Annotated in this window: 18 protein-coding genes and 1 pseudogene; 12 read left to right on the top strand and 7 right to left on the bottom strand. The window is 66.0% G+C overall.

What is annotated here, in order from left to right:
* The first annotated feature begins 23 nt into the window (after nt 1-23).
* From F4X41_07595 to F4X41_07605, 3 genes are all read left to right on the top strand, one after another.
* Complete coding sequence (locus tag F4X41_07595; GenBank protein MYB16879.1) at nt 24-374, top strand: zinc ribbon domain-containing protein; 351 nt, start codon at nt 24-26, stop codon at nt 372-374.
* Nucleotides 375-548: 174 nt separating this feature from the next.
* Nucleotides 549-1,979, top strand: a complete 1,431-nt coding sequence (gene glnA / locus F4X41_07600; GenBank protein ID MYB16880.1) for a type I glutamate--ammonia ligase — start codon at nt 549-551, stop codon at nt 1,977-1,979.
* 193 nt (nt 1,980-2,172) lie between these two features.
* Nucleotides 2,173-3,339, top strand: coding sequence for a carboxylate-amine ligase (locus F4X41_07605; protein MYB16881.1), 1,167 nt, complete (start codon nt 2,173-2,175; stop codon nt 3,337-3,339).
* 103 nt (nt 3,340-3,442) lie between these two features.
* Here F4X41_07605 and F4X41_07610 read toward each other — a convergent pair whose 3' ends face one another.
* From F4X41_07610 to F4X41_07640, 7 genes and pseudogenes are all read right to left on the bottom strand, one after another.
* Entirely contained in the window at nt 3,443-6,613 is a 3,171-nt protein-coding gene (locus tag F4X41_07610) for an isoleucine--tRNA ligase (GenBank protein MYB16882.1), read from the bottom strand.
* A 1-nt stretch (nt 6,614) separates the two neighbouring features.
* Nucleotides 6,615-7,337: an alanyl-tRNA editing protein gene (locus tag F4X41_07615; GenBank protein MYB16883.1), complete on the bottom strand. Its 723-nt coding sequence runs from the start codon at nt 7,335-7,337 to the stop codon at nt 6,615-6,617.
* A gap of 345 nt (nt 7,338-7,682) precedes the next feature.
* A pseudogene (locus F4X41_07620) lies at nt 7,683-7,820 on the bottom strand (adhesin).
* A 209-nt stretch (nt 7,821-8,029) separates the two neighbouring features.
* Nucleotides 8,030-8,875 (bottom strand): stage 0 sporulation family protein, encoded by an 846-nt coding sequence (locus F4X41_07625; protein MYB16884.1) that lies wholly within the window; start codon nt 8,873-8,875, stop codon nt 8,030-8,032.
* A gap of 110 nt (nt 8,876-8,985) precedes the next feature.
* Nucleotides 8,986-9,981 carry a hypothetical protein gene (locus F4X41_07630; GenBank protein ID MYB16885.1) on the bottom strand — a complete coding sequence of 332 codons (996 nt, stop codon included), beginning with the start codon at nt 9,979-9,981 and terminating at the stop codon, nt 8,986-8,988.
* Nucleotides 9,963-11,750, bottom strand: a complete 1,788-nt coding sequence (locus F4X41_07635) for a hypothetical protein (protein ID MYB16886.1) — start codon at nt 11,748-11,750, stop codon at nt 9,963-9,965. Before F4X41_07635 ends, F4X41_07630 begins: the two co-directional genes overlap by 19 nt.
* A 23-nt stretch (nt 11,751-11,773) precedes the next feature.
* The gene (locus F4X41_07640) at nt 11,774-12,742 is read right to left on the bottom strand and encodes a DUF3105 domain-containing protein (GenBank protein MYB16887.1); all 969 of its coding nucleotides are present in this window, start codon (nt 12,740-12,742) and stop codon (nt 11,774-11,776) included.
* Between F4X41_07640 and rpsO the strand changes: the two genes are divergently transcribed.
* From rpsO to F4X41_07685, 9 genes are all read left to right on the top strand, one after another.
* Nucleotides 12,639-12,905: a 30S ribosomal protein S15 gene (gene rpsO / locus F4X41_07645; GenBank protein MYB16888.1), complete on the top strand. Its 267-nt coding sequence runs from the start codon at nt 12,639-12,641 to the stop codon at nt 12,903-12,905. The genes F4X41_07640 and rpsO overlap by 104 nt on opposite strands.
* A 369-nt stretch (nt 12,906-13,274) precedes the next feature.
* On the top strand, nt 13,275-15,743 hold the full coding sequence (locus F4X41_07650; GenBank protein MYB16889.1) for a polyribonucleotide nucleotidyltransferase: 2,469 nt from the start codon (nt 13,275-13,277) through the stop codon (nt 15,741-15,743).
* A 3-nt stretch (nt 15,744-15,746) separates the two neighbouring features.
* Entirely contained in the window at nt 15,747-16,529 is a 783-nt protein-coding gene (locus F4X41_07655) for a 4-hydroxy-tetrahydrodipicolinate reductase (protein ID MYB16890.1), read from the top strand.
* Between the two features lie 83 nt (nt 16,530-16,612).
* Nucleotides 16,613-17,671 (top strand): aspartate-semialdehyde dehydrogenase, encoded by a 1,059-nt coding sequence (locus F4X41_07660; GenBank protein ID MYB16891.1) that lies wholly within the window; start codon nt 16,613-16,615, stop codon nt 17,669-17,671.
* Between the two features lie 47 nt (nt 17,672-17,718).
* Nucleotides 17,719-18,633, top strand: coding sequence for a 4-hydroxy-tetrahydrodipicolinate synthase (gene dapA, locus F4X41_07665; protein ID MYB16892.1), 915 nt, complete (start codon nt 17,719-17,721; stop codon nt 18,631-18,633).
* Between the two features lie 2 nt (nt 18,634-18,635).
* Nucleotides 18,636-19,268, top strand: a complete 633-nt coding sequence (locus F4X41_07670) for a uracil-DNA glycosylase (GenBank protein ID MYB16893.1) — start codon at nt 18,636-18,638, stop codon at nt 19,266-19,268.
* A gap of 72 nt (nt 19,269-19,340) precedes the next feature.
* A complete protein-coding gene (locus F4X41_07675) occupies nt 19,341-21,014 on the top strand; it encodes a ribonuclease J (GenBank protein ID MYB16894.1) in 1,674 nt (557 codons plus the stop codon).
* A gap of 34 nt (nt 21,015-21,048) precedes the next feature.
* A complete protein-coding gene (locus F4X41_07680; GenBank protein ID MYB16895.1) occupies nt 21,049-23,238 on the top strand; it encodes a DNA translocase FtsK in 2,190 nt (729 codons plus the stop codon).
* Nucleotides 23,231-24,382 carry an aminotransferase class V-fold PLP-dependent enzyme gene (locus tag F4X41_07685; GenBank protein ID MYB16896.1) on the top strand — a complete coding sequence of 384 codons (1,152 nt, stop codon included), beginning with the start codon at nt 23,231-23,233 and terminating at the stop codon, nt 24,380-24,382. Before F4X41_07680 ends, F4X41_07685 begins: the two co-directional genes overlap by 8 nt.
* Nucleotides 24,383-24,394 lie beyond the last annotated feature (12 nt).

The following is a 24,394-nucleotide window of genomic DNA, read 5'->3' on the forward strand; positions in this document are numbered from 1 at the left end:
CCGTGCAAAGACCGGTAATCGACATGCGATGTCCTGACTGCGAACACGAAAACACGAGCGGCGCCTGGCTCTGCATCAATTGCGGTGCCAAGCTTCCGCGCGAGGGCCAGGCCGCGCCAGCGTCCGAGGAAGGCGAAGAGCCCGCCGCCGACGAACCGAGCCGCTTCGAGCCGGCGATATCGGAAAACCTGCGGCGACTGCGTGAACGCGCCCAGCGCCCGACGCGCCCCTCCCGGAGCGGCGGTCGGCGCCCTTCTCCGCGCGGCGTGCCGCAGTTGTCCCAGGGCACGGTTCTGGGCCTGCACTGGACTTTCTGGGCGGTGGCGATCTTCGTGTTCGTCGTGATCGCCATGGTGCTCTCCAACCTGCAGTAACAACAGGCCCCGGGGGCCGGATATGGCGTAGACTTTAGCCGGAAAGAACCAAACCAGCCGCGCCTTCAGTGACGAATGCCGGTCGGGCTCAACCGTTTCGAGCCTCGCGACATGGACGGTCGCGAGGTTTTTTCTTTTGGCGCCGGCAAAGGCGATAAGAAAGGCATGCAATTCATGAGCGATCGTTCCGAGCAGATCCAAAGGGTATTGCGCATGGCGCGCGATGCCGACTGTCGGTTTGTCGACCTGCGCTTCACCGACCTGCCGGGGACCTGGCAGCACTTTTCGATGCCGATCAGCTATCTGGACGAGGATCTCTTCGCCGACGGCGCCGGCTTCGACGGCTCCAGCGTGCGCGGCTTCCAGGCGATCAACGAGTCCGACATGCTGGTCATCCCGGATCCCTCGACCGCGTTCGTGGACCCGATCCTTGAGGTCCCGACGCTGGTGATGACCTGCGACATCGAAGACCCGTTGACTCGCGAGCGCTACTCGCGCGACCCGCGCAACATCGCCGCCAAGGCGGTCCAACACCTTGCCGGCTCCGGCATCGCCGACTCCAGTTTCTGGGGTCCGGAAGCCGAATTCTTCATCTTCGACCACGTCAGCTACGATGAGTCCGCCAACGGATCCTTCTTCACCGTCGATTCGGACGAAGGCATCTGGAATTCGGGCCGTCCGGACGAGAACCTAGGCCACCGGCCGCGCCACAAAGAGGGCTATTTTCCGGTCCCGCCCAACGACTCGCAGCAGGACCTGCGCTCCGAGATGGTGACCGCGCTGCTGGACATCGGCATCGACGTCGAGGTCCATCACCACGAGGTCGCCACCGCCGGCCAGGCCGAGATCGACCTCAAGTACGCGCCGCTGATCGAGCAGGCCGACAACATGATGATTTACAAATACATCATCAAGAACGTCGCCCGCCGCAATGGCCACACGGTCACCTTCATGCCCAAGCCGGTGCTGGGCGACAACGGCTCCGGGATGCACTGCCACCAGAGCCTTTGGAAAGACGGCGAACCGCTCTTCTACGGCGGGCCCGAAAAGTACGGCATGCTCTCTGACACCGCCCGCTGGTACGTCGGCGGACTGCTCAAGCACGCCGCCTCGCTGCTGGCTTTCTGCGCCCCCACGACCAACTCCTACAAGCGCTTGGTGCCCGGATTCGAGGCGCCGGTGAACCTGGTCTACTCGCAGCGCAATCGGTCCGCCTGCGTGCGGATTCCGACCTATTCGCCCTCGCCGGCGGCGCGCCGGGTTGAGTTCCGCTCGCCCGACCCCACCGCCAATCCGTACCTAGCGTTCTCGGCCATGCTGATGGCCGGACTCGATGGGGTGATCAACAAGATCGAGCCGCCCGACCCGGTGGACGAGGACATCTACGAAATGTCGGCTGATGAGCTGGCCAAGATTGCCTCGGTTCCGGGATCGTTGGAGGAATCGCTCAACGCCCTTGAGGCAGATCACGACTACCTCCTGGTCGGCGACGTGTTCACGCCCGATGTGATCGAGACGTGGCTCGAGTACAAGCGCAGCGAGGAAGTCGACGAGCACCGCCTGCGGCCGACCCCGTGGGAGTTCTTCAAGTACTACGACGCTTAGGTTGCGATAGCCCGGTCAACCCGGGCCGGTAGGCGCGGGCATCGAGGGTTCAGGACCCCGTCGGTCCGGACGAGGATCGGCGGGGTTCTTCTATTGACCCCGTACGCCACTTATACGGATATAGCATCGTTCTAACAATCGGGGCTAAGCTCGATGGCCTGACGCGTGGTTCGCGCGGACGGCGTGATTTGTAATCCTCCGTGCAGCGAGCGGGTGCGCTTTGGACGAATTGAAGATTTCCCTGGGTGTCGAAGAAGAGTTTTTCCTCGTCGATCCCGAATCCCGCGACCTGCTGGCCGATCCCGACGTCCGCATATTCGAGGCTTGCGACGCCAACCGCGGACCGCACAAGATCGTGCGCGAATTCCTGCGTGCCCAGATCGAGACCAATTCGCGTGTTTGCACGACCGTCGAGGACACCCGAACCGCGCTGCTGGAGACCCGCCGGATCGTGATTGAAGCGGCCGAAGCCCACGGCGCCGCCGTCATGGCCGCCTCCACCCACCCCTTCGCCGACTGGCGCGAACAGGCCCCCACGCCGCGCGAGCGCTACGAACGGTTCACGATCACTTACCAGGAAAGCGTCCGGCGGTTCCTGATCGGCGGGATGCACATCCATGCCGGATTCGGGGATTCCGACTCGCGTATCCGGATCATGACCGCGATGCGGCGCTACCTGCCGATCCTGCACGCGCTATCGGCCACTTCGCCCTTTATCGAAGGCCACGAGACCGGGTTCAAGTCGTACCGCCTGAACCTCCTGGGCAATTTGCCGCGCACCAGCCTGCCCGGCCCGTTGCGGTCCCGCGCCGAGTACGACCGGCTCGTGGCCGACTACCGGCGCATGGACTTCATATCCGACGGCAGCGAGCTGTGGTGGGACATTCGCCCTTCGCACGCGTTCCCGACCATCGAAATGCGGATCTGCGACACCTGCACGCGCCTCGAGGATGCCATGTGCATGGTGGCGATGTACGCTTCCCTGATCCGCTGGCTGCTGCGCCAAGACCAGGCCGGCGCGCTGCCCCCGGAACCGCCGACCGAGATCATCGCCGAGAACCGCTGGCTCGCCCAGCGTTATGGGGTGCTGGCGTTTTTCGGCGATGAGGGCGGCGGAGGGCGCAAGGACATATTGGAATGCGTCCAGGAGCTGGTGGACATGCTCGCCGACGATGCCCGCGAACTGGGCTGCGAGGCCGAGGTGCGCCACGCGTTGGAAATCATCCGCGAAGGGACCGGCGCCGATCGGCAGGTGGACCTGTACCGGCTGCGGCGGCTGGAGGGCGACTCGCACGAGACCGCACTGCTCAGGGTGGTTGACCTGGTCCTTGACGAGACCCGCGCGAGCGCAAACGTCTAGCCCAGCAGCGGCCCGACCGGTATGGCGGGCGCCGACCGGCGGTGCTAGATGTCGCGTACCGGATGCGCCGGTCTGGGCGGCAGTTCCTCCCGAGCCTTAAGTACTAGGCGGGGGACTGTCGCTCCAACTCGATGGCGTACGCGCTGTCGCCGATCCGGATTTCACCGCGGGCCTCGGCGCCCTCCAGGCTGCCGACGCGCACGTTCTCGGCCAGCACCTCGCCGGCGATTTCCTCGGCGTGCGCGGCCAGCAGATCGGGCAGGTCCGGTCCCGCGATCGCCAGCGATATCCGATCCGCAATCTCGAATCCGGCGTCGCGCCGCAGTCCCTGAATGGCGTGCACCAGCTCGCGGGCCAGGCCTTCGAGTTCAAGCGCTGAGTCCAGTTCGGTGGAAATGCCCACCGCGAGCAGCGAGTCGACTGCCACGGCCAGGCCGGCGATTCCCTCGTAGCGAACGATCAGATCCTGGTCACTGAGCGCCTCCGGGCGTCCGTCCAACTGGATTGCGACGCTCTCCCCGGACTCCAGGCGCGCCGCCACTTCGGCGGCGTCCAGTTCGGCGATCGCCCGGGCCGCCGAATTGACCGAGCGCCCGAAACGCGGACCGAGGCTGCGGAAATTGGGTTTGAGCGAAAAGCTCAGCATGGAGGAACTGGCTTCGGTCAGCCGCAGGGACTTCACGTTCACCTCGGCCAGGATCAGGTCGCGGTGCCGCTGCACCGCCCGGCGGCGGGCGGGATCGGCGGTGCCCACCACCAGTTCGGCGAGGGGCTGGCGGTTTTTGAGACCGGACTGGGCGCGCGCCGCTCGACCGAGCGAAATCACCGCCCGAACGATCTCGAATTCGGATTCCAGTTCGGCGTCTATGACCGCTTCGTCGGCGGTCGGCCAGGGGCACAGGAACAGGCTTTCGGGGGCTTCCGGGGCATGGGCCTCCAGGTTCTGGTAAAGCTCCTCGGCCAGGAAAGGGGCCAGCGGCCCCATCAACCTCGCGATGCCGCCTAGCACCTGGTAAAGGGTTGCGTAAGCGGCCGCCTTGTCCGCGTCGGCCTGCGACTTCCAGTAGCGGCGCCGGCATAGGCGTACGTACCAGTTGGATACGTCGTCCCAGAAATGTTCAAGCTGGTCAACCAACGGGTACACCCAGTAGCCCTCGTAGGCCTGCTTGGCCTGGTTCTGCAGGGAGCCCAGGCGCGAGAGGATCCAGCGGTCCAGGACCGGGCGCTCGGCGACGGGCGGCGCCGGCGAAGCCGGATCGAACCCGTCCAGCTCGGCGTAGGTGAGGAAGAACGCGTATATGTTCCAAAGGGTCAGGAAGCGGCGCACCACCGCGCGCCCGGGCCCGTACCCGAAGCGGACGTTGGAATTGGGATTGGTGCCGACGTACATCCAGCGCATCACGTCGGCGCCCATCCGATCGACCGCTTCGTCGAAACCGATCGCGTTGCCGAACGAGCGGTGCATCGCCTGACCCTTGTCGTCCATGACCTTCTCGTAGACGAAGCAGGTCTCGTAGGGGGCGCGATCGCGGATCGCCACGCTCATGAAAAGCATCGAGTAGAACCACAACCGGATCTGCTCGCGCATCTCGGTGATGAAATTGGCCGGGTACCAGCGGTTCCAGTTCGAATCCGGATCTTCCTGGTCGTTGCCCAGGTAGTCAAGGGTCGAAAACGGGACGATCCCGGCGTCCAGCCAGCAGTCGCCAACTTCCGGAACCCGCGCCGCCGCCTGGCCGCAATGGCAGCTGATCTCGACCTCATCGATCCAGGGCCGGTGCAGCTCCGGCAGGCTATCGACCTTCTCGGGATCGACCGCCCGCTCGCGCAGCTCGGCGACCGAACCGATCACGGTCGTCTCCTGGCAGGCCGGGCACTGGTAGAAGGGCAGCGGCAGGCCCCAGTAGCGCTTGCGCGAGATTGCCCAGTCACCCATGTTCTCGAGCCAGTCGCGCATCCGCAGGCCGGCCGAATCGGGTATCCAGTGGACTTGCTCGGCGGCCCTGATCATGCGCGGCCGGATCTGGTCGCAGGCGATGAACCACTCGTCGACCAGGTTGAAAACGATTTCCTGCTTGCAGCGCCAGCAGACTGGATACCGATGGGTGTGCTCGGCCGACTCCAGCAATAGCCCCTTGGCGCGCAGGCTCGCGAGGATGAAATCGTTGGCGTCGGCAACCGCGCGACCGGCCAGCTCGCCGTATTCGGGGCGGTATATGCCCTCGCCGTCGATGATTTGCAGGGCCGGCAGGCCCTCGCTCTGGCCCAGTTCGTAGTCCTCGGCGCCGGAGCCGGGCGCAATGTGCACGATCCCGGTACCCTCGGCCTCGGCGACCTCTTCCCAGGCCACGATCCGGCGCGGCACGTCGTGCTGCGGAGGCAGTTCGTCCCAGGGGCCCTCGTACTTGAGACCCAGCAGCCGGCTGCCGGGGAAGGACTCGAGCACCTCCGAGTGGGAGCCCAGAACCCGGTCCAGGGTCCCTCGCGAGAGGATGTAAACGTCGTCCCCGGGGCCGCGCACGCGGACGTATTCAAGATCCGGCGACACCGCGCAGGCTACGTTGCCGGCCAGCGTCCAGGGTGTCGTCGTCCACACCAGCAGGTGTTCGCGGGGTTTGCCCACCAGCGGCAGGCGCAGGGTTACCGCGGTGTGCGTCAGCTCCTGGTAGGTGTCGGTGCCAAGCAACTCATGCTGGGACAGGGAGGTTCCGCAGCGCGTGCACCAGGGCATGACCCGATGGCCGCGCCGCAGCCAGCCGTTCTCGTGGCAGGTCTTTAGGAAATGCCAGATGTGCTCGATGTTGCTGTCCGAGTGCGTGTAATACGAATCGGACCAGTCCATCCACATGCCCAGCCGCTTGGACTGCTCGGTGATCCGCTGCCCGAACCGGCGAACCCGGTCGGCGCAGGCGCGCGAGAAGTTGTCGAGCCCGTATTCCTCGATTTCGCGCTTGGAATTGAGGCCCAGGTCCCGTTCGACCTCCACCTCGACCCAGAGGCCCTGGCAGTCGAAACCGTTCTGGTAACGCTGGTCAAACCCGCGCATCGCCCGATAGCGGGTGTAGACGTCCTTGTAGGTGCGTCCCCAGGCGTGATGGACGCCCATCGGGTTGTTGGCCGTTATCGGGCCGTCGATAAACGAGTGGCGCGGGCCGCCGCGGTTCTTCGCGCGCAGCTTTTCAAAGATCCCGTTCTTCTCCCAGAAGCCCAGGATGCTTTCCTCAATTGCCGGAAGGTCGGGCTGGGCCGGCGGGCGCTTGAAAGGTGTGGCCATTTCAGTCGGCCACGGCGATTTCGACGCGCCGGTTGATGCGGCCCTTGTTGGCTCCGCCGATCATCTTCACGGTCCCGATCTGGTCGGTCGAGGCTACGTGGGTGCCGCCGTCGGCCTGCAGGTCGACGCCTACGATTTCGACGATTCGGACCTGGGTAATCGATTCAGGCAGGAGGTTGATGTGGCTGCGGATCAGGTCTGGAATCTGGAATGCTTCGGCGCGTGGCAGCTCGTATGTCTTTACCGCCGCGCCCTGGCCGATCAGGTCGTTGGTGGCCTTTTCCAGGTCCCCGAGGATTTCGGCGATGCGCATACCCTCGAGCGCGAAGTCCATCCGCGCCTTGGCGCCGTCGTCGGCGATGTTGGCCCCGGTAACCTGAGCACCGTACTCGGAAAAGACCACCTGCGAAAGCACATGCAGGGCAGTGTGCAGGCGCATCAGGCGGAACCGGCGGTCCCAGTCGATCCGGCCGCGCAGTCGGGTGCCGGCCGCGGGGATCTCGCCGTCAACTATGTGGGCGATCTGGCCCTTGATCCGGCGGGCCGGCGCGACCGGGCGCCAGACGCCGTCGATTTCCAGTTCGCCGCTGTCTCCGGGCTGGCCGCCGCCGCGCGGATAAAAGCAGGTCTGATCCAGAAAGATCGCCTGCTCCTCGGAGCCAACGACCGCACCTGCAAATTCGCGCCGATAGGCGTCATCGTAATAGAGCGGGCGGGAAGACATGGCGTCAGACGGCAGGGGCGGGGGTGGAGGGGATCCGGGATCGAACCGCCGGTGCAGTCGTGGCGGCCCGGATCGACCGGCGCCAAAAGTTTATTCCGATTACCCGGTTTCGGAGTCGGCAGCGGCTTCCGGAGGAAACAGCAGATAGGTGCCCAATACCCAGCCGCCGCCCTCCTCGGCCAATTCGTACCAGGTGCCGGCCGAATCGTCCTGGGAAAGCCCCGTGAGGGCGACTACGGTCCGGTCCGGCAACACTCGCAGCACCTCCCCGTCGAAGCCGGCGATGGAACGGACGTTAAGGCCGACATCGGCGTCGACCGCTGCATGTCCGGGCGGGATCTGCAACGGCTCCGGGGTCGGAGTGGGCTCGGGTGGAGCGGGACTGGGAGTCGAGGCAGGGGTAGCGGTGGGTTCCGGTGTGGGTTCCGGCGTGGGCGTCGGTGTCGGCGCGGGAGTCGGGGTCCGGGTTGGAACGGGCGCCGGCGCGAGCGTCTGCACTGGCTCGATTGGGGTGCTAGCGGCGGGTTCGTCGGGTGGTTGGCGAAGCAGAAATATGAGCAGGGCTATTCCGAATCCGGCCGCAATCGCAAATGCCAGTGTCTGGCGTCGACTGGTTTGCTGCCTGGTCCGCCGCAGGGCGCGCGATTGGAGCGGGGACTGGTCGCGCACGTTCTGGCCCGCCCGGAGCGGCCCTAGCGCGGTCGCTGGCCGCGCCGGCGGCTCCGGCGGGAGCGCCGCCGTCGACCCGGGCGCCGGCGCCGCCGCGTCGGCGCAGGCTGATCGGATGGTTCCGGCTCAGGTTCCTCCGCCACCGGGATTTCGGACAGCGGCGTTCCGCCGAGGAACAGGTCCGGAATCCCTACCCGGTCGGGCGGTTCGCGCTGCGGAACCGTACCGGCTACGTACATCTCGTGCTCGTACCGAAGGCAGCAGAGCAGTCGCCCGCAAACGCCGGAGATCTTGGCCGGATTGAGCGGCAGGTTCTGGTTCTTGGCCATGCGCACGGTGACGTTGCCCGGCTCGGTCAACCAGGACGAGCAGCAGAGCGACAGCCCGCAGCGGCCGAGGCCGTCGACCAGGGCGGCGCGCTCGCGGGATCCGACTTGGCGCAACTCGATCCGGGCGTGGAATCGACCGGCGAGTTCGGCGGCCAGATCCGAATAGGCGACCGGGCCGCTGGTCGCGATATTGAAGGTCAGAGTGCTGTTGTCCATGCTCCAGCCGGCTTTGATCGGCTTGATCGGCAGATCGCGTTCCTTGATCAGGTCCGAAAACTCGGCCATGGCCCGTTCGGCGCGCTCGCTCAACTGCTCGGCCTGGGCGCGGTCCTCGGCGGTCGCGCGGCGGACCACCTTCTTTAAGGACCCGCGCAACTCGCTGGAGTCGATTTCGGTGGGGGCCAGGATTACCCGGCCCAATTCCCGGCGGTTCCCGGCGTCTACCAGGGCCAGATCGTCGGCCTGGAATTCGATCCCGTCCGGGTCGTAGTAGTAAAGCCGGCCGGCGGTCCGAAAACGCACGCCGATTACGGTCGGCATAGCAGCCGCCGTCTATCTGTTATTTGCACTGAAACTGAGAGTCGGATTTTCTCCCGGGCGCGCGGCGCCGGCGGCGCGGCTCCCGGAGGGTTATGGTCTTGGCTTTGAGTTTAGGTCTTTGCGCTGGACTGCCCAGCGATCGGCTGACCGCGGCCGAGGGCCAGGAATACCGCCTCGACGGCGGGCCGGACCATGGTGTTGCCGTGCAGTCGCGTCAACCCACTGCGGACGGTAGCCGCATCGGCCGCCCAGCGTTCCAGCCGGTCCGGCAGGCGCCGCGCAGCCAGCGCCAACTCCAGCCATTCCAGCATCCCGATGGCGTTGCGGCGTCGCTCGGCTGCGCTGCGTCCGCTGGTGGCCACGTCGGCGGCGGTCTGCAGGCGATCGGCATCCGAGCAGTCGGGACCGATGGCGGCCAGCATCGTTTCAACCTGGCGCGCGAATTCGTTGATCTGGCCGGGCTTGGACAGGATGTCGATTGCCCAGCCGGGCCTTCCGAACGCGTGCTCGAGGGCGAGTTCGAGATCCGGTCCGGACGCGTCGGTTCGCTCGACGACCAGGGCGCGCAGCTCTCCGGCCGCAAGCGGGTAAAGACGCAGGTGCGAGCAGCGCGATGCGACGGTGGTCAGGATGGCGTCGCGGGTGGGTGCCGCCAGCATGATCAGGGTGTGCGGCGGAGGCTGCTCGAGCGTCTTTAGGAGGGCGTTGGCGGCATTCTCGGTAAGCAGATGGGCGCTGGGGAACATGGCGATCTTGAAAAGTCCGCCGACCGCGGTGAGGGCGACGCGCCGCTCGAATTCGCGGACCTGTTCGATCTGGATCCGTCCGTGCCCCTCCTGGACTTCGATGCTGCGCACGTCGAAATCGACGCCGTCGGCAATCCTGCGACAGCTGGGGCAGTGCCAGCACGGCCCGCTGGGCCCGGCCGCGGCGCAATTCAGGTAGGCGGCCAGACCCCGCATCAGGGTCGATTTGCCGGAATGCGGGGGCCCGGTAAACAGCAGCGCGTGCGGCAGACGGCGGCTGGCGAGCATGACTTCCACGAGCCGCATCGCGGCCGGCTGGCCACGCACGCCGAGGTCCAGCGTCACGCCGGCCAGACCCACTGCACCATCAGGACCGTTACCACCATCACCAGCAGCGTAAGCGGCAGACCGACGCGGGTGAATTCGAGATACCGGTACCCACCGGCGTTGTAAACGAGCAGGTTCGCTTGGTGACCGAACGGGGTGATGAACGCGGTCGAGGCCGAGACCGCCACCGTTACCATCAAACCGGTCGCCGACACCCCGAGCCCCGGGGTGGCGAGTTCGAGCGCGATCGGGGCCATGATCACGACCGCGGCGGGGTTTGCGACCGCCTGGGTCAACAAGGCGGTGGTCAGGAACACGACCACCAGCAGCACGGAGTCTCCGGATCCGGCGGCGAGGCCGGAGAGTTGATCGGCCACGACCGATGCCACGCCTGTGGATTGCATCGCCCCGCCGATGGGGATCATGGCCCCGATTAGCACCGGCAGGCGCCAGTCGATGGCTGAATAGAGCCGTTGCGAGGAGATCACCCGCAGGGCGAGCAGGGCAAGGATTCCGCCGAGCACCGCGACCGCGATGTGGGCAAGGCCGGTGGCGGCGACTGCGACCACCCCCACCAGAACCGCCAGCGCGCGCAGCGCGCTGGGGTTGACTTTTTCCAGATGATCGGTGCGTTGCCGCATCAAAAGGAAATGGTCGTCGGCAGCCAGCGCCCCCAGGCCATCGCGCGGAAGTTGGACCAGCAGCACGTCCCCGGTGCGGATACGGGTGCGAGCCAGATTGGTGGTCAGGCGCCGGCCGTGTCGCCAGATTCCCAGCACCTGGCCGCCGTAGCGGGCGCCGAAAGCGTAGTCGGTTAGCGAATTGGGGTTTGATTCGAACCACGGCGTCGCCACCATTTCGGTGACGATCGTGTTTTCTCCGCTTCCCAGCGAATCCTCGGCCGGCCGGGCGTGTTCGATCCCTTCGGTCCGCGCCAGGCGCATCACGTCGTCGTACTCGCCCGAGATGATCAGGCGGTCGCCGATGAAAACCTGCTCGCGTGCGGAGACGGTACGCATTCGCTGCTTGCGGCGTCGGATTTCAAGCACCGATACGTTGTAGCGTCCCCGCCAGCCAAGCTCCATGAGAGTTGCGCCTGGATCCTTGAACTCCCCAGTGACCTGCAGCTCGAACATGAAATCGCGCTCCTGCTCGACGCGCGCGATTTCACCCTGGGCCGGACGGTCGGGCAGCAGGCGGCGCCCCACCAGCAGGAAATAGACGATGCCGGTGGCCATGGCCGCCAGACCGGTCGGGGCGAAATCGAACATGCGCAGTTGGCCGGCGCCGGATTCGGCCAAGAGGTCGGCCGCGATGATGTTGGGCGGCGTGCCGACCAGGGTGGCCAGACCGCCCAGGAGCGACCCGAACGATAGCGGCATCATCAGCTTCAAGGCCGAGATTTTGGCGGTACGGGCCAGCCGATTGACCGCCGGCAGGAGTATCAGGCTGGCGGCGATGTTGTTCATGAATGCCGACATTCCTCCGACGGTGGACATGGTCAGCACGGTAAGCGCGCTCTGCGAGGAGCCGGTTACCCGGAACAGGCCGCGCGCGATCGCCTGCGGTATGCCAGCGTCGGATATGGCCGAGGAAAGGACGAAGAACGCCACCACCGTGACCACGGCCGGATGCGCGAAACCGGTCAGCGCCGTGGTTACGTCCACGACCTCCGCCCCGGCCAGCACCACCAGGCCAAGTACCGCCAGCACGTCGGGCCGGAATTTCTCGGTCGCAAAAAGCACCACCAGGCCGGCCAGTACTCCAGTCGTGATCCAGGCCGGGGTCCCGAGTTCAGCCATGGACCCCCGGCGGCCGCGCCGCTTTAGCCGTTGCCATCCACTTCGGCCCCTGCCCAGGCGGTGATGAACTCACGCACCAGTTCGGCATCGACCTGGTTCATTCGCAGCCGGGCTCCCCAGGCGGTCAGGTGGATGTGGGCGGTGGCGGCGGCCCGGTTGGGTGCCAGGATGACGGGGTAGTCGGAGGTCTGATCGACGATCTCTTCCAGCTGCCCGATCATCTGCGCGCATATCGCCGATGTCGGCGGGCAGCTGTACTGGACCAGGACAGTGCCCTCGGCGAGCGCCGCCACTTGCTCAAGATTGGCAATCTCGGTCGTGTAAACCCCGGGCGGCGGGGCGGTCTCGGCGCGGGCGCCCGAGGTGGGCGGCACGGTCAGATACGGGTCGTGCAGACTCCCGGCCGGAACCACGACCGCCGGAACGGTGTCGGGGCGGTCTCCCGGCGGGCCCTCAAGCAGGGAGTTGATGGCCATGAACTCGAACGGTATGAGGACCACCATTAGCACCGCCAGAACGACGATCCGCTTCTGCTTGAACGGATTGAACCCGCCGCCGCTGGGTTTGGGCGCTTGACGGGGCGGCGCCTGCCGGGGCGCCTGGGGAGGCGCGTCCGAAGCGGCGCGGCGACGGCGACGACGCGAGCTCATCTGGGCGGTCCGGTTACCTCTTATAAGAACGGAATGGGCCGGCGACTGGGGGCCGGGGCAATTCTGGCAGCACCCGCCCGGATTGATCCACAATCCGGGGTGCCCGCACCGCTTTCTATAATTTGCCCAGAACGGTCGTAGGACCGTAACCGCCCGAAGCAACTTAGGAAAATCAAGACGATTCCGGGCGGAGCCCAATAGCGGCCAAGCATCACAGCACGCATTCAGAGGAACTGGCTTGCCATACACCGGCAGCAAGCAGGAAGCAATCGAAACCCTGCAAAACCACGAGTTCGACACCGGTTCGACCGAGGTCCAGATCGGCGTCCTGACCACCCGCATCGTGCATCTGACCGAACATCTGCGCGAGCACAAGCACGATCACCACTCGCGGCGCGGCCTGCTCAAGCTGGTCGGCAAGCGCGGATCGCTGCTCAGATACCTGCGCGAGAAAAATCCGGATCGCTACAGCCAAGTCGTGACCACGCTGGAGTTGCGCAGATAGAAGCGTCCCGCCGGGACGAGTGTTTTACCCAGATTAGAAGTTGGAATCGCCAAGCCCGAAGCCGCGTCGGCGCACGTTTATGCCGACCACACCCGAAGGTCACAACCGCCTGGACGAAGCGCCTTGCCATGTTCAGGCCGCGAACCCACACCCCTCCTGACCGCCAAATCAGGCGGCCCATACCGAAAGCCAGAGGCAAACCCGGACAGTAATTAGCAAACGAAGCCCACCGCACCACTACGGATCCCAAAGCGACCGAATCGGCCCGACCATTTTGAAAGCAGGCAAGCGTGCGGACCTGGAGGCTGATCCCCACGGGGACGGTCTGGATCCGATCCATTTACGAAGCAACGTATCCATTCAATTGAGATGAATGCCTTGAAACACGAAATTGCAATCAATCTAGGCGGAGAAGAACTCCGTTTAGAGAACGGCCAGTTGGCTCTTCAAGCCGACGGCGCGATCCTGCTCAGCTACGGCGATCTACGCCTGCTCTGCACGGTCTGCATGAAAGACAGCCCGCGCGAGGGCCTCGACTTCTTCCCGCTCTCGTGCGACTTTGAAGAAAAGTCCTACTCGGTAGGGCACATCCCGGGATCGGTCCTGCGCCGCGAGGGGCGACCGCCCGACAGCGCGACCCTGACCGCCCGCCTCACCGACCGTCCCTTGCGCCCGCTATTTCCAAAGGGCATGCGCAACGACGTCCAGGTCATTAACACCCTGCTGGCCTCGGACAAGGACAACGAGGCCGACGTGCTGGGGATCGTCGGCGCAAGCGCCGCCCTGCACATTTCCCGTATCCCGTTCAACGGGCCGATCGGGGCGGTGAGGGTCGGCTACGACGGAGAGAACTTCGTCGTTAACCCGACGCGATCGTTCCTGGCTGAGAACCCGAGCCTGGACCTGGTGGTGGCCTCCACCGCCAAGGGAGTGGTGATGATCGAAGCCGGCGCCTCGCAGCTTCCGGAGGACGATGTCGAAGCCGCAATCGAATTCGGCCACGAGCACAACCAGGAGCTGATCGGACTCCAGGAAGAATTGCGCGAGCTCTGCGGGGTTGAAAAGGCCGAGCCGATCATCGCCGGCGTTTACGAAGGCGCCGAAGAGGCGGTCACGGCGGCAGTCGGATCTGATCTGGCGGCGGCGGTGCGAGTCACCACCGAGCCCGATCGGAGCGAGGCGGTTGCCGCGGCGCGCGAAGTCGCGAATGCCGCGCTCGAGGATTCGGGCCTTGAACCCGAAGCGGTAGCGGCCGGTTTTGAATCCGCGCTCAAGGCTGCCACCCGGGCTGCCATCCTGGACGACCAGCTGCGCCCCGACGGACGGGCCCCCGGCCAGTTGCGGGAACTCTCCGCCGATGTCGGAATCCTGCCGCGGGTGCACGGCACCGGACTGTTCCAGCGCGGCCTCACCCAGTGCCTGAACATAGTTACCCTGGGCAATGCCCGCTCGGTGCAGCGCATCGGCTTGGACAACCTCGACTGGGAAGAGTCCAAGCGCTACATGCACCACTACTACATGCCACCATTTGCGTCCGGCGAAGCGTACCCGCTGCGCGGCCCGCGGCGGCGTGAGATCGGACATGGCTACCTGGCCGAGCGCGCCATCACTCCGGTTCTGCCGGACGAATCCGAATTCCCGTACGTGATTCGCACCGTGTCCGAGATCCTTTCATCGAACGGCTCAACGTCGATGGCCGCCACCACCGCTTCGGCGTTGGCGCTGATGGATGCCGGCGTGCCGCTGAAGGCCCCGGTGACCGGAATCTCGATCGGGCTCATCTCCGACGGCGACGGCCGGCACGAGATCCTCACCGACATCCAAGGCGCCGAGGATCACTTCGGCGACATGGACTTTAAAGTCGCCGGATCGGCCGAAGGCGTAACCGCGATCCAGCTGGACATCAAACTCGATCACATTCCGCTCTCGATCATCGGGCCGGTGCTGGCGCGCGGGCGCGAGGCGAGGATGGAAATTCTTGAGGTGATGCAGGCGGCGATCGACCAGCCACGCGACTCGGTAAACACCTGGGCGCCCAAGATCGAGATCCACAAGATCGATCCGGCCAAGATCGGCGAGGTGATCGGGCCCGGCGGCAAGGTGATCCGCAAGCTCGAAGAACTCACCGGCGCTTCGATCGACATCGCCGAGGACGGCACCCTGACGGTCGCCGCCCCGGACCGCGAACAGGCCGAAAAGACGATCGCGATGATTCGCGACATCATCGGCGACATCGAACTCGGGCGGGTGGTGTCCGGCCCGGTGGAACGCATCCTGCCGTTCGGCGCATTTATTGAATTCGCGCCCGGCAAGCAGGGCATGATCCACATCTCCGAACTTGCCGATTACCGAGTCGAAGAAGTCGAGGACGAGGTTTCGGTCGGTGACGTGATCGAGGCCAAAGTAATCGAAATCGACGACCTGGGGCGGATAAACCTCTCCCGCAAGGCAGTCCTGATGGGCGACGACTACACCGGTTATCGCCCGCGCCGCGGCGGCGGCGGCGGAGGCCGGCGCAACGGCGGCCGTGAGCGAGGCGGATTCCGCGACCGCGGCGGCGACCGCGGCGGCGACCGTGGTGGCTTCCGGCGCGGGGGACGCGGCGGCGGACGTCGTGACCGCGACTTTGACCGCGGTGGCTTCCGTGACGACTACGGCGACCGGGGCGACCGGGGCGACCGGAGCGACCGAGGCGACCGAGGACGCGGACGCGGACGCGGCCGGAGTTTCGACCGCAACCGTCCGCAACGGCGCCGCAACTGGGACGATGACCGCGGACGCGGCCGGGACCGCGATCGCAGCCGCGGCCGCGAGCCCGACTGGGAATTCATGGACTAACCGATGACCAGAGTCGCCGTATCCGGGGCTGCCGGAAAAGTCGGTCGAGAGGTGGTCGCCGCGGTTGCGGCGGCCCCCGACCTGGAACTGGTGGGACTCTGTGATCTTGGGCCGATCCCGGAAGAGACCGCCCCCGAGGTCGGCGCCGACTGCCGGGGTCGCGAACTGGACCGGGTACTGGCTGAGTCCGGTGCCGCGGTGGTGGTGGATTTCACCAACGCCGCCGCCGGTCCCGACCATCTGCTCGCCGCCGCCGCCGCCGGGGTCTGCCCGGTGGTGGGCACGACCGGTTTCTCCGACCAACAGGTGAGCGCCCTCGGCGCAGCCGTTGCCGCAGCCGGGATCGGGGGCTTTCTGGCGCCGAATTTTGCGATTGGCGCGGTCCTGCAGATGCAGATGTGCCAGTTGGCGGCGCGTCACTTCGACACCGTAGAGGTGATCGAGCTGCACCACGACCAGAAAATCGACGCCCCCTCGGGCACCGCGCTGGCGACCGCGCGCCGAATCGCTGAGGCGGCCGGCGGCGGCACGCGCGACGTGGGAACCGAGAAATTCGCCGTCGAGGGCGTGCGCGGCGGCAACGTGGACGGGGTGAAGGTTCATTCGGTCCGGTTGCCGGGACTGGTCGCCCACCAGGAGGTGATCTTCGGCGGGACCGGCCAGACGCTCACCCTGCGGCACGATTCAATCAGCCGTGAATCCTTCATGCCCGGAGTGCTGCTCGCCGTGCGCCGGGTCCAATCACTGAACGGGCTGGTAATCGGCCTGGACAACCTGCTGGACTAGGCCTGGCCGGACATGACCGATTGCGCGCTCCGTGATCCGCCGTCCGGACGGCGGCACCAGTACCAGCGAGGACCGAGAGGGCTATGAGAGCACCTAACGTGGCCGTGGTCGGCGCTACCGGCGCGGTGGGCGGAGTATTGCTGGGGATCCTGGCCGAGCGCGGATTCCCGATCGCGAACCTGAGGCTTTTGGCCAGCAAGCGGTCGGTCGGCCGAACAATCACCTTTACCGGCCGCGACTACCAGGTCGAGGAACTTCGCGAGGACTCGTTCGTTGGAATCGACCTGGTGTTTTCGGCCGCCGGCGGCAGCATAGCGCGCTGGTTCGCACCGCACGCGGTGGCCGCCGGGGCGATCGTGATCGACAAGAGTTCGGCCTGGCGCTACGAGCCCGAGGTACCGCTGGTGGTCCCCGAGGTGAACAGCGACGAACTGTCCCGCCACCGCGGGATCATCGCCTGCCCGAACTGCTCAACGATCCAGATGGTGATGGCCCTGGCGCCGATAGACAAGGCGTTTCCGATAAGCCGGGTCGTGGCCTCGACCTACCAGGCCGTATCCGGCGCCGGTGCGGCCGCCATGGCAGAGCTCGCCCAGCAGATCTCCGACATAGGCGGCGGGCGCACGCCACAGGCATCCGTGCTACCGCGCCAGATAGCCCATAACGTGGTCCCGGAGGTTGAGACCTTCCGGCCCGAGGACGGCTACACCAGCGAGGAATGGAAAATGGCGGCCGAGACGCGCAAGATCATGGCCCGGCCGGAGCTCAGGATCTCGGCCACCTGCGTGCGGGTACCGGTGGCGCGCGGGCACTCCGAATCGATAAACCTCGAATTCGACCAACCGGTCGATGTCGACGCGGTCCGCGAATTGCTGGCCAATGCCTCCGGGATCCAGGTGATCGACGCGCCAATGGATAAGCCGCCTCGCTACCCGACGGCGCTGGACGCCGACGGCAATGACAACGTCTGGGTGGGCCGCATCCGGCGCGACGTCTCGACCGAAAACGGACTCTGTCTGTGGGTGGTCTCGGACAACCTGCGCAAAGGCGCGGCAACCAACTCGGTCCAGATTGCCGAGCAGTTGCTGGCACGCGATCTGCTGGCCCCCGCGGCCCCCGACGCCGAGCTGGCCAGAACTTAAAATCTGCCCATTCGGCCGGAAGTAACGAACGTGTTGGGAGGCAGGCAGTGAAGTTGGAATTCGGGCGGTTGATCACCGCCATGATCACCCCGTTCGGCGATGACGGCGCGATCGACATCGACACCTTCGCAGTCCTGGCCGACGGCCTCATCGAGGCTGGCAACGACACCCTGCTGGTGACCGGTACTACAGGCGAGTCGCCGGTGCTCTCCGAGTCCGAGCGCGCCGACCTGTATCGCGAAGCGGTCCGGGTCGCCAACGGGCGGGCCAAGATCATGGCCGGTACCGGCGGTTACAACACTGCCGAGAGCATCCATCTTTCGCAGATGGCGGCCGAATGCGGAGTGGACGCTTTGTTGCAGGTGGCGCCCTACTACAACAAGCCACCTCAGGAAGGCCTGTACCAGCACTTTGCGGCAATTGCCGCCAGCACCGACCTTCCGAACATGCTCTACAACGTGCCCTCGCGCACCGTCACCAACATTGACGCTGCCACGGTCGCGCGCTGCTCGCAGATTGAGAACATTTTTGCGGTCAAGGAAGCCAGCGGCGATTTCGATCAAATTGCCGAAATCATCCGCACCGCCGAACCCGGCTTCCTGGTTTATTCGGGCAACGACGGCGACACGCTGCCGATGATGGCGCTGGGCGGCGTCGGCGTCGTGTCGGTCGCATCGCACCTGGTATCCGGCCAGATAAAGGCGATGATGAACGCGACTGTTGACGGCGACCTGTCGACCGCCGCATCCCTGCACATGGAAATACTCCCGCTGGTAAGGGCGCTCTTCCCGGCCGGGTGGAGCAGCCCGATAGCGCTAAAGTCGGCGCTGAACTCGGTCGGCTTCAACGTCGGGCTGCCGCGCTTGCCGCTGGTCGAGCACGAGCCATCGCTGGCGGCCGAACTGGCCGCGATCACGCGCGGCCAGACGCTCGACCAGTACCTGTTCGCCCGGGTGAGCTAGACCTGGCCGAATCCGGCCCGGCGGCCACCGTAGAAGGCCTTGCCGCGGCCATTGCCGAATGCACCTCATGCGAATTGGCCAAGACGCGCCGCAACGCCGTGCCGGGAGAGGGGAGCCGCGCTGCCGACATCATGTTCATTGGCGAGGGGCCGGGCCAGCGCGAGGATGAATCGGGGCGCCCGTTTGTAGGGCCGGCCGGTAAATTTCTGACCGAGATGCTGGCCGACATCGGCCTGCAGCGCGGCGACGTGTTCATCACCAACGTGGTCAAGTGCCGCCCGCCGGGCAATCGCGATCCGCTGCCGCAGGAGGTGACCGCGTGCTCCGGCTGGCTGAAAGCCCAGATCGCCGCGATCGGGCCGCGCGTCCTGGTCCTGCTTGGCCGACACGCCCTGCAGCGCTTCATTCCGGGCGCCCGGATCTCGGCCGAGCACGGCCAGATCCGGCGTTTCGGCTCAATCAGCGTCATGCCGATGTACCATCCGGCGGCGGCATTGCACAATCCGGGCCTGCGCGGCGCCTGCCTGGACGACTTCCGACGGCTCAGGCAGTTTCTGGAGAAGCCCCCCGAACCGGCCGAGTCGCCCCCCGAACCTGACACCGCGCCCACGCCAATCCAGCGGTCGCTTTTCTGATTTAACCGCTCGGCCCGTCAAACCGGGCCCCGGCGTGGCGCGCCCAAACACAAGAACTATTCGCATCAAGGAATCAATCATTTGAAATCAAATTCGCACAGCGTGCGCGCCACCTTTCTAGGCGGCCTGGGCGACGTAGGCCGGAATTGCCTGCTGCTCGAGTGCCAGAACGACGCGATCCTGATCGACTGCGGTGTGCTCTTCCCCGACGAACGCGCGCCCGGAGTGGATCTGATCCTGCCCGATCTGGACCTGCTCGATGATTTATCCACCAACCTTCGCGCGGCATTCTTCACCCACGGTCATGAGGACCACATCGGGGCCGCTCCTTATCTGTTGCGGCGTCACGAACTGCCGCTCTACGGGTCTCCATTGACCCTGGCCCTGCTCAACGCGCGGCTTGAGGAAGCCGGTCTGGCCAAAGATGCCGACATGCGGCGGCTGCGGGTCCACGCGACCGTTCGCCAGGGCTGCTTCGAGGTCACTCCGTTCCATGTCTGCCATTCAATTCCGGACGCGCTCGGATTTGCCATCCGGACACCGGCCGGGATGCTGATTCACACCGGCGACTACATGCTGGACAACCGGCCGCTGGACGGAAACCTGACCGACCTGCAGATGCTCGGTGAACTTGGCAGCGAAGGGGTGCTGGCCCTGTTTGCCGATTCGACCAACGCCGACGTGCCCGGGCACACGCCCTCGCAGAAGTCAATCTACGACGGTCTGGCGAAGGTCTTCGCGCAGGCCGAATACGGGCGCGTGATCGTGGCCAGCTTTGCATCCAATCTGGCCCGTGTGCAGCAGATCGCCGACCTGGCCCACCAATACGGGCGGCGGGTGTGCCTGCTGGGTCGTTCACTGGAGCGCAACCTGCCCCTGGCGGCCGACCTGGCACTGCTCGATATCGACCCCACCGACCTGCTGCCGACCAGGCTTATCGATCAGGTCCCGCACGAGGAGTTGGCGATCGTCTGCACCGGCAGCCAGGCCGAACCGGGTTCGGCCCTGGCCCGCCTGGCCGAAGGCCGGCACCCGCTCCTGGAAATCGACCAGGGCGATACGGTGATTATTTCGGCCTCGACCGTACCCGGCAACGAGCGGCCCGTGCAGCGCATGGTCGGCGAACTGTTCCGCCGCGGCGCGAACGTGATTTTTGGGCAGCTCGGCGACGTGCACGTCAGCGGTCACGCGGCCCGCGAGGACACCCGCACCCTCCTGTCGGTGGTCCGTCCGCAATTCTTCGTCCCGGTGCACGGCAGCCATCACCACCTCGCGCTGCAGGGCCAGGTCGCGATCGAGGCCGGTCTTCCGGAGGATGCCGTCATGGTGGTGGGCGACGGGGCGGCGCTGGAGATCGGCCCGGATCGCATCGCCCAGGTCGGCCAGCGCCAGGCCCGGTACATTCACGTGAATCGCGGCGCCCCACGGGCGTTCATCAGCGAGCGGATTCTGAGCCAACGCCGCCAGCTTGCCCGAGCCGGCATAGTCGTCGTCACCGCCCGAGTGGATCTGCGCCGGGAACGGCTGGCGGGGAAACCGCAGGTGCGCGGCGTGGGCCTGTTTGACGAAGCCGACGACGTCCTCGCGGACATCGCTGACGAACTCGGCCAGCGGCTGGCGAGCGATCCCGAGCCCCTGGCCGATCTGGAAGAAGCCGAATCAAGAGTTAAAATGCTCGTCGGGAGGCAGCTGAAAGCCGAAACTGGCTTGCGGCCACGGATCGTTGCGATCGTGACCGCAGGCTGACGGCGTATGACCCGCCCAACCGGAGAACGAAGCTTTGGCCAGAGCCAAGCTGGCTGCCCGCCGCCGCCATCCCGACCGCACCGGTGCTTGGTTCGCGATTGCCTCCGCCGCATCGACGGTGCTGATAATCGCCGCCCTGGCACTCCCGATCCTGCCCGACCACCCGCTGGCCCGATTCCCGGCTGACGTATTCGTCCTGACTCTGGGTCGGGCCTCGGTCCCGGCCATGCTCCTGCTTTTGCTCCTTAGCGCGGCAGGAACCGCGGCCGTGATTCTGCAGCGCCACCTCGTCGGGGCGCTGCAGGTCTCGCTGGCGCTGGGCCTGATAGTCGCCCTTGCCACTTTTGAAGCGGTAGCCGACCTCTCTTCCGGCGGCAGCGGCGCCGGTGGCCTGGTCGGGAACTGGTTTGGCGGCCGTCTGACGGCTCTTTTGCCGGACGTGATCGCCGGGCCGTTGACCGGCTTGGCCGCGTTGGCGCTGGCCGGCGGGGCACTGCTGGCTTCCACCTGGGCCCGCGGCCAGCTGGGCCGCCTGGGTGCGCTGACTATCGACGCCGGGCGCTCCGCCGGACAGCGGAGCACATCGCTCGCCGACTGGCTCAACGCCAGATTCGGGGTCAAGCTCGATGACGGGGACTTCGATCCGGGCGAGGCCGAACCGATCGATGCTGCGCCACCGGCGGCACCGGCCGAGACCGAGGACGCGCCCGAGCTTGTAATCAAGCAACCGGCGTTCGAGAAGCAGGCAGTCGTGGCGGCGGACACCGATTCGGTCGATGAGCAGGCCGGCTGGGTCTGTCCGGGACCGGAGCAACTCGAGGCCCCGATGCGGCGCGAGCGGGTCTCGCACGGCGAGATCACCGAAAACGCATCGATCATTGAAAAGACGCTTGCCAACTTCAAGGTCGACGTGCGGGTCGTCGAGGCTATCCCGGGCCCGGTCGTCACCCAGTACTGCATCGCGCCCGCTGCGGGCGTGCGCGTGACCCACATAACCCGTCATGCCGACGACCTGGCGCTGGCGCTTTCGGCCCGCAGCGTGCGGATCGAATCCCCGATCCCGGGACGTCCGTTCGTGGGGCTTGAGATCCCCAACCGCGACCCCAGCGTGGTCACGATCCGCGAACTTCTTGAATCACCCCAATTCAGCGACAACCCCGAACCGCTCAAGATCGCGCTGGGCAAGGACGTTGCCGACCACGCCCAGGTGCGCTCATTGGCCCGCATGCCGCACCTCCTGATCGCCGGTTCGACCGGTTCGGGGAAATCGGTTTTCCTCAATTCGCTGCTGGTTTCGCTGCTCTCCCAGTACACCCCGGACGACCTGCGCATGGTCCTGATTGACCCCAAGATGGTTGAATTGGTTCCGTACAACCACGTCCCGCACCTTCTGATGCCGGTGGTCTCAACCCCGGCCGAAGCGGTCCCGGTGCTGGCCTGGGTGCAGCAGGAAATGACCCGTCGCTATCGGCTGCTGCGCGATTCCGGGCGCCGCAACATCGCCGCCTACAACTCCGATCCGGACCGCCCCGAATCCGAGCGTGTCCCCTACCTGGTCGTGGTCGTCGATGAGATGGCCGACCTGATGATGACCGCTCCGGCTGAAATCGAGCATTCGATCTGTCGACTGGCGCAACTGGCGCGCGCGGTCGGGATTCACCTGGTGATCGCCACGCAGCGCCCGTCGGTTGACGTGATTACCGGTCTGATCAAGGCCAATTTCCCCTCGCGGGTGGCGTTTGCCGTCTCAAGTCAGGTCGATTCGCGCACCATCCTGGACCAGTCGGGCGCGGAGAAGCTGATGGGCCGCGGTGACATGCTGTTCAATTCGGTCGAACACGGCAAGAGCGTGCGCGTGCAGGGGGCGTTCTCATCCGATGACGACATAACCCAGATCATCAATTTCTGGGCCAACCAGGGCAGCAGCGAGCACGTTTCCCAGGAAGAGATTTCACAGGCGCCGCTGGTCGGGACGCCGGTCGACGACGCCAGCCTCTACCACGAGGCGGTCAACGTGGTCACGCAGTTCAATTACGCTTCGCCGGCCCTGCTGCAACGCGAGCTCAAACTGGGCGCCGGCAAGGCCGCCGACCTGATCGACAAGCTCGCTGCGAACGGGATAATCGGGCCACGCGAAGGTGACAGCGCCTCGCGACCGGTTCTGGCGGACCGCGATTCGGCCGCGGTCGCCGCCAAGCCCGCAGATCAGCCCGCTAATGCTTGACCCCCAGGACCTGCGCCGGGATTTCCCGGCGCTGTCCGAGATGACTTTCCTAAATAACGGCGCGGTCGGAATAACCCCGGCCCCGGTGGTGGAGAAGATGCTGGCGGCGTTGCGCTTTTCGGAGCAATCCGGCCAGGCCGCTTACGCCCACTTCGCCGACGAACGGGACCGCGCCCGGGCGGCGGTTGCCCGATTGATCGGCGCCGAACCCTCCGAGGTGGCGTTCGGCAACAACGCCACCGAGGCGATCAACTGGGTCTTGGCGTCATTCCAGTTCCAATCCGGCGATGAGATTCTGATCTCCGACTACGAGCACCCGGCGCTGATCTATCCGTCCAGCTGGCAGCGCCAGCAGGGCAAGGCGCGGGTGACGCACTTTTCGGTCGACGCCGACCCGGCCCTTACCCTGGCGGCGGTCGAGGCCGCAATCGGACCCAGGACCCGGATGGTGGCGATCTCGCACGTCGAACGTCACAACGGTGTCCGCCTTCCGGTCGCCGAGATCTGCAAGCTGGCCGCCCGGCGTGGAGTCCTCACTCTGGTGGACGGGGCCCAATCGCTGGGGATGTTCCCGGTGGACGTGCAGCAGCTGGGATCCGATTTCTACATCGGCAACCTGCACAAATGGCTCTGCGGGCCCAACGGGACCGGGGTGCTGCAGGTTCGCTCCGACCGGTTGGGGCTGCTGCGCCAACAGCATGTCGGACCCTCCGGCCGCTGGGGCGAGACCACTTGGGACCTGGCCGGCGGCGTCAACCTTCCCGATGCCGCCTACCGTTTTGAATACGGAACCTCGACCCCGGCCCGCTACACGGGTACGGCCGAGGCCGTCGCCTACCTCGAGAATCTCGGTTGGGAAGCGATCGAGGCCCGCCTGCGCGGGCTCAAACAGGTGGCCCAGCAGGCAATTGCGGAACGCGGCTGGCGCCTGCTCTCCCCGCCCGATTGGGAAGATTCTTCGGCGCTGGTGGCGTTTGCGCCCCCCGATGGTCGGGGCGGGCGGCAAATCTGTGAGGAATTGGCCGAAAGCAAGATTTATCTGTCGCCGACGCAGGACGATGGGGTCCGGCTCTCGCCGCACATATACAACACCGCCGAAGAGATCGAAATCGCCCTGGATGCGGTGGCCGCCGCGAACGGGTAGCGGGCGTAGGCA

The sequence above is a fragment of the Chloroflexota bacterium genome (assembly GCA_009840625.1).
Classification (GTDB): Bacteria; Chloroflexota; UBA11872; order UBA11872; family VXNJ01; genus VXNJ01.

Bases quoted from the DNA above. Each gene is read 5' to 3' on its own strand.
- F4X41_07660 (MYB16891.1), top strand. From the start codon at position 16,613: ATGAGAGCACCTAACGTGGCCGTGGTCGGCGCTACCGGCGCGGTGGGC.
- F4X41_07615 (MYB16883.1), bottom strand. From the start codon at position 7,337: ATGTCTTCCCGCCCGCTCTATTACGATGACGCCTATCGGCGCGAATTT.
- F4X41_07625 (MYB16884.1), bottom strand. From the start codon at position 8,875: ATGCCGACCGTAATCGGCGTGCGTTTTCGGACCGCCGGCCGGCTTTAC.
- F4X41_07595 (MYB16879.1), top strand. From the start codon at position 24: ATGCGATGTCCTGACTGCGAACACGAAAACACGAGCGGCGCCTGGCTC.
- F4X41_07655 (MYB16890.1), top strand. From the start codon at position 15,747: ATGACCAGAGTCGCCGTATCCGGGGCTGCCGGAAAAGTCGGTCGAGAG.
- glnA (MYB16880.1), top strand. From the start codon at position 549: ATGAGCGATCGTTCCGAGCAGATCCAAAGGGTATTGCGCATGGCGCGC.
- F4X41_07650 (MYB16889.1), top strand. From the start codon at position 13,275: ATGAATGCCTTGAAACACGAAATTGCAATCAATCTAGGCGGAGAAGAA.
- F4X41_07635 (MYB16886.1), bottom strand. From the start codon at position 11,750: ATGGCTGAACTCGGGACCCCGGCCTGGATCACGACTGGAGTACTGGCC.
- F4X41_07685 (MYB16896.1), top strand. From the start codon at position 23,231: ATGCTTGACCCCCAGGACCTGCGCCGGGATTTCCCGGCGCTGTCCGAG.
- F4X41_07610 (MYB16882.1), bottom strand. From the start codon at position 6,613: ATGGCCACACCTTTCAAGCGCCCGCCGGCCCAGCCCGACCTTCCGGCA.
- F4X41_07640 (MYB16887.1), bottom strand. From the start codon at position 12,742: ATGCGGGTGGTCAGGACGCCGATCTGGACCTCGGTCGAACCGGTGTCG.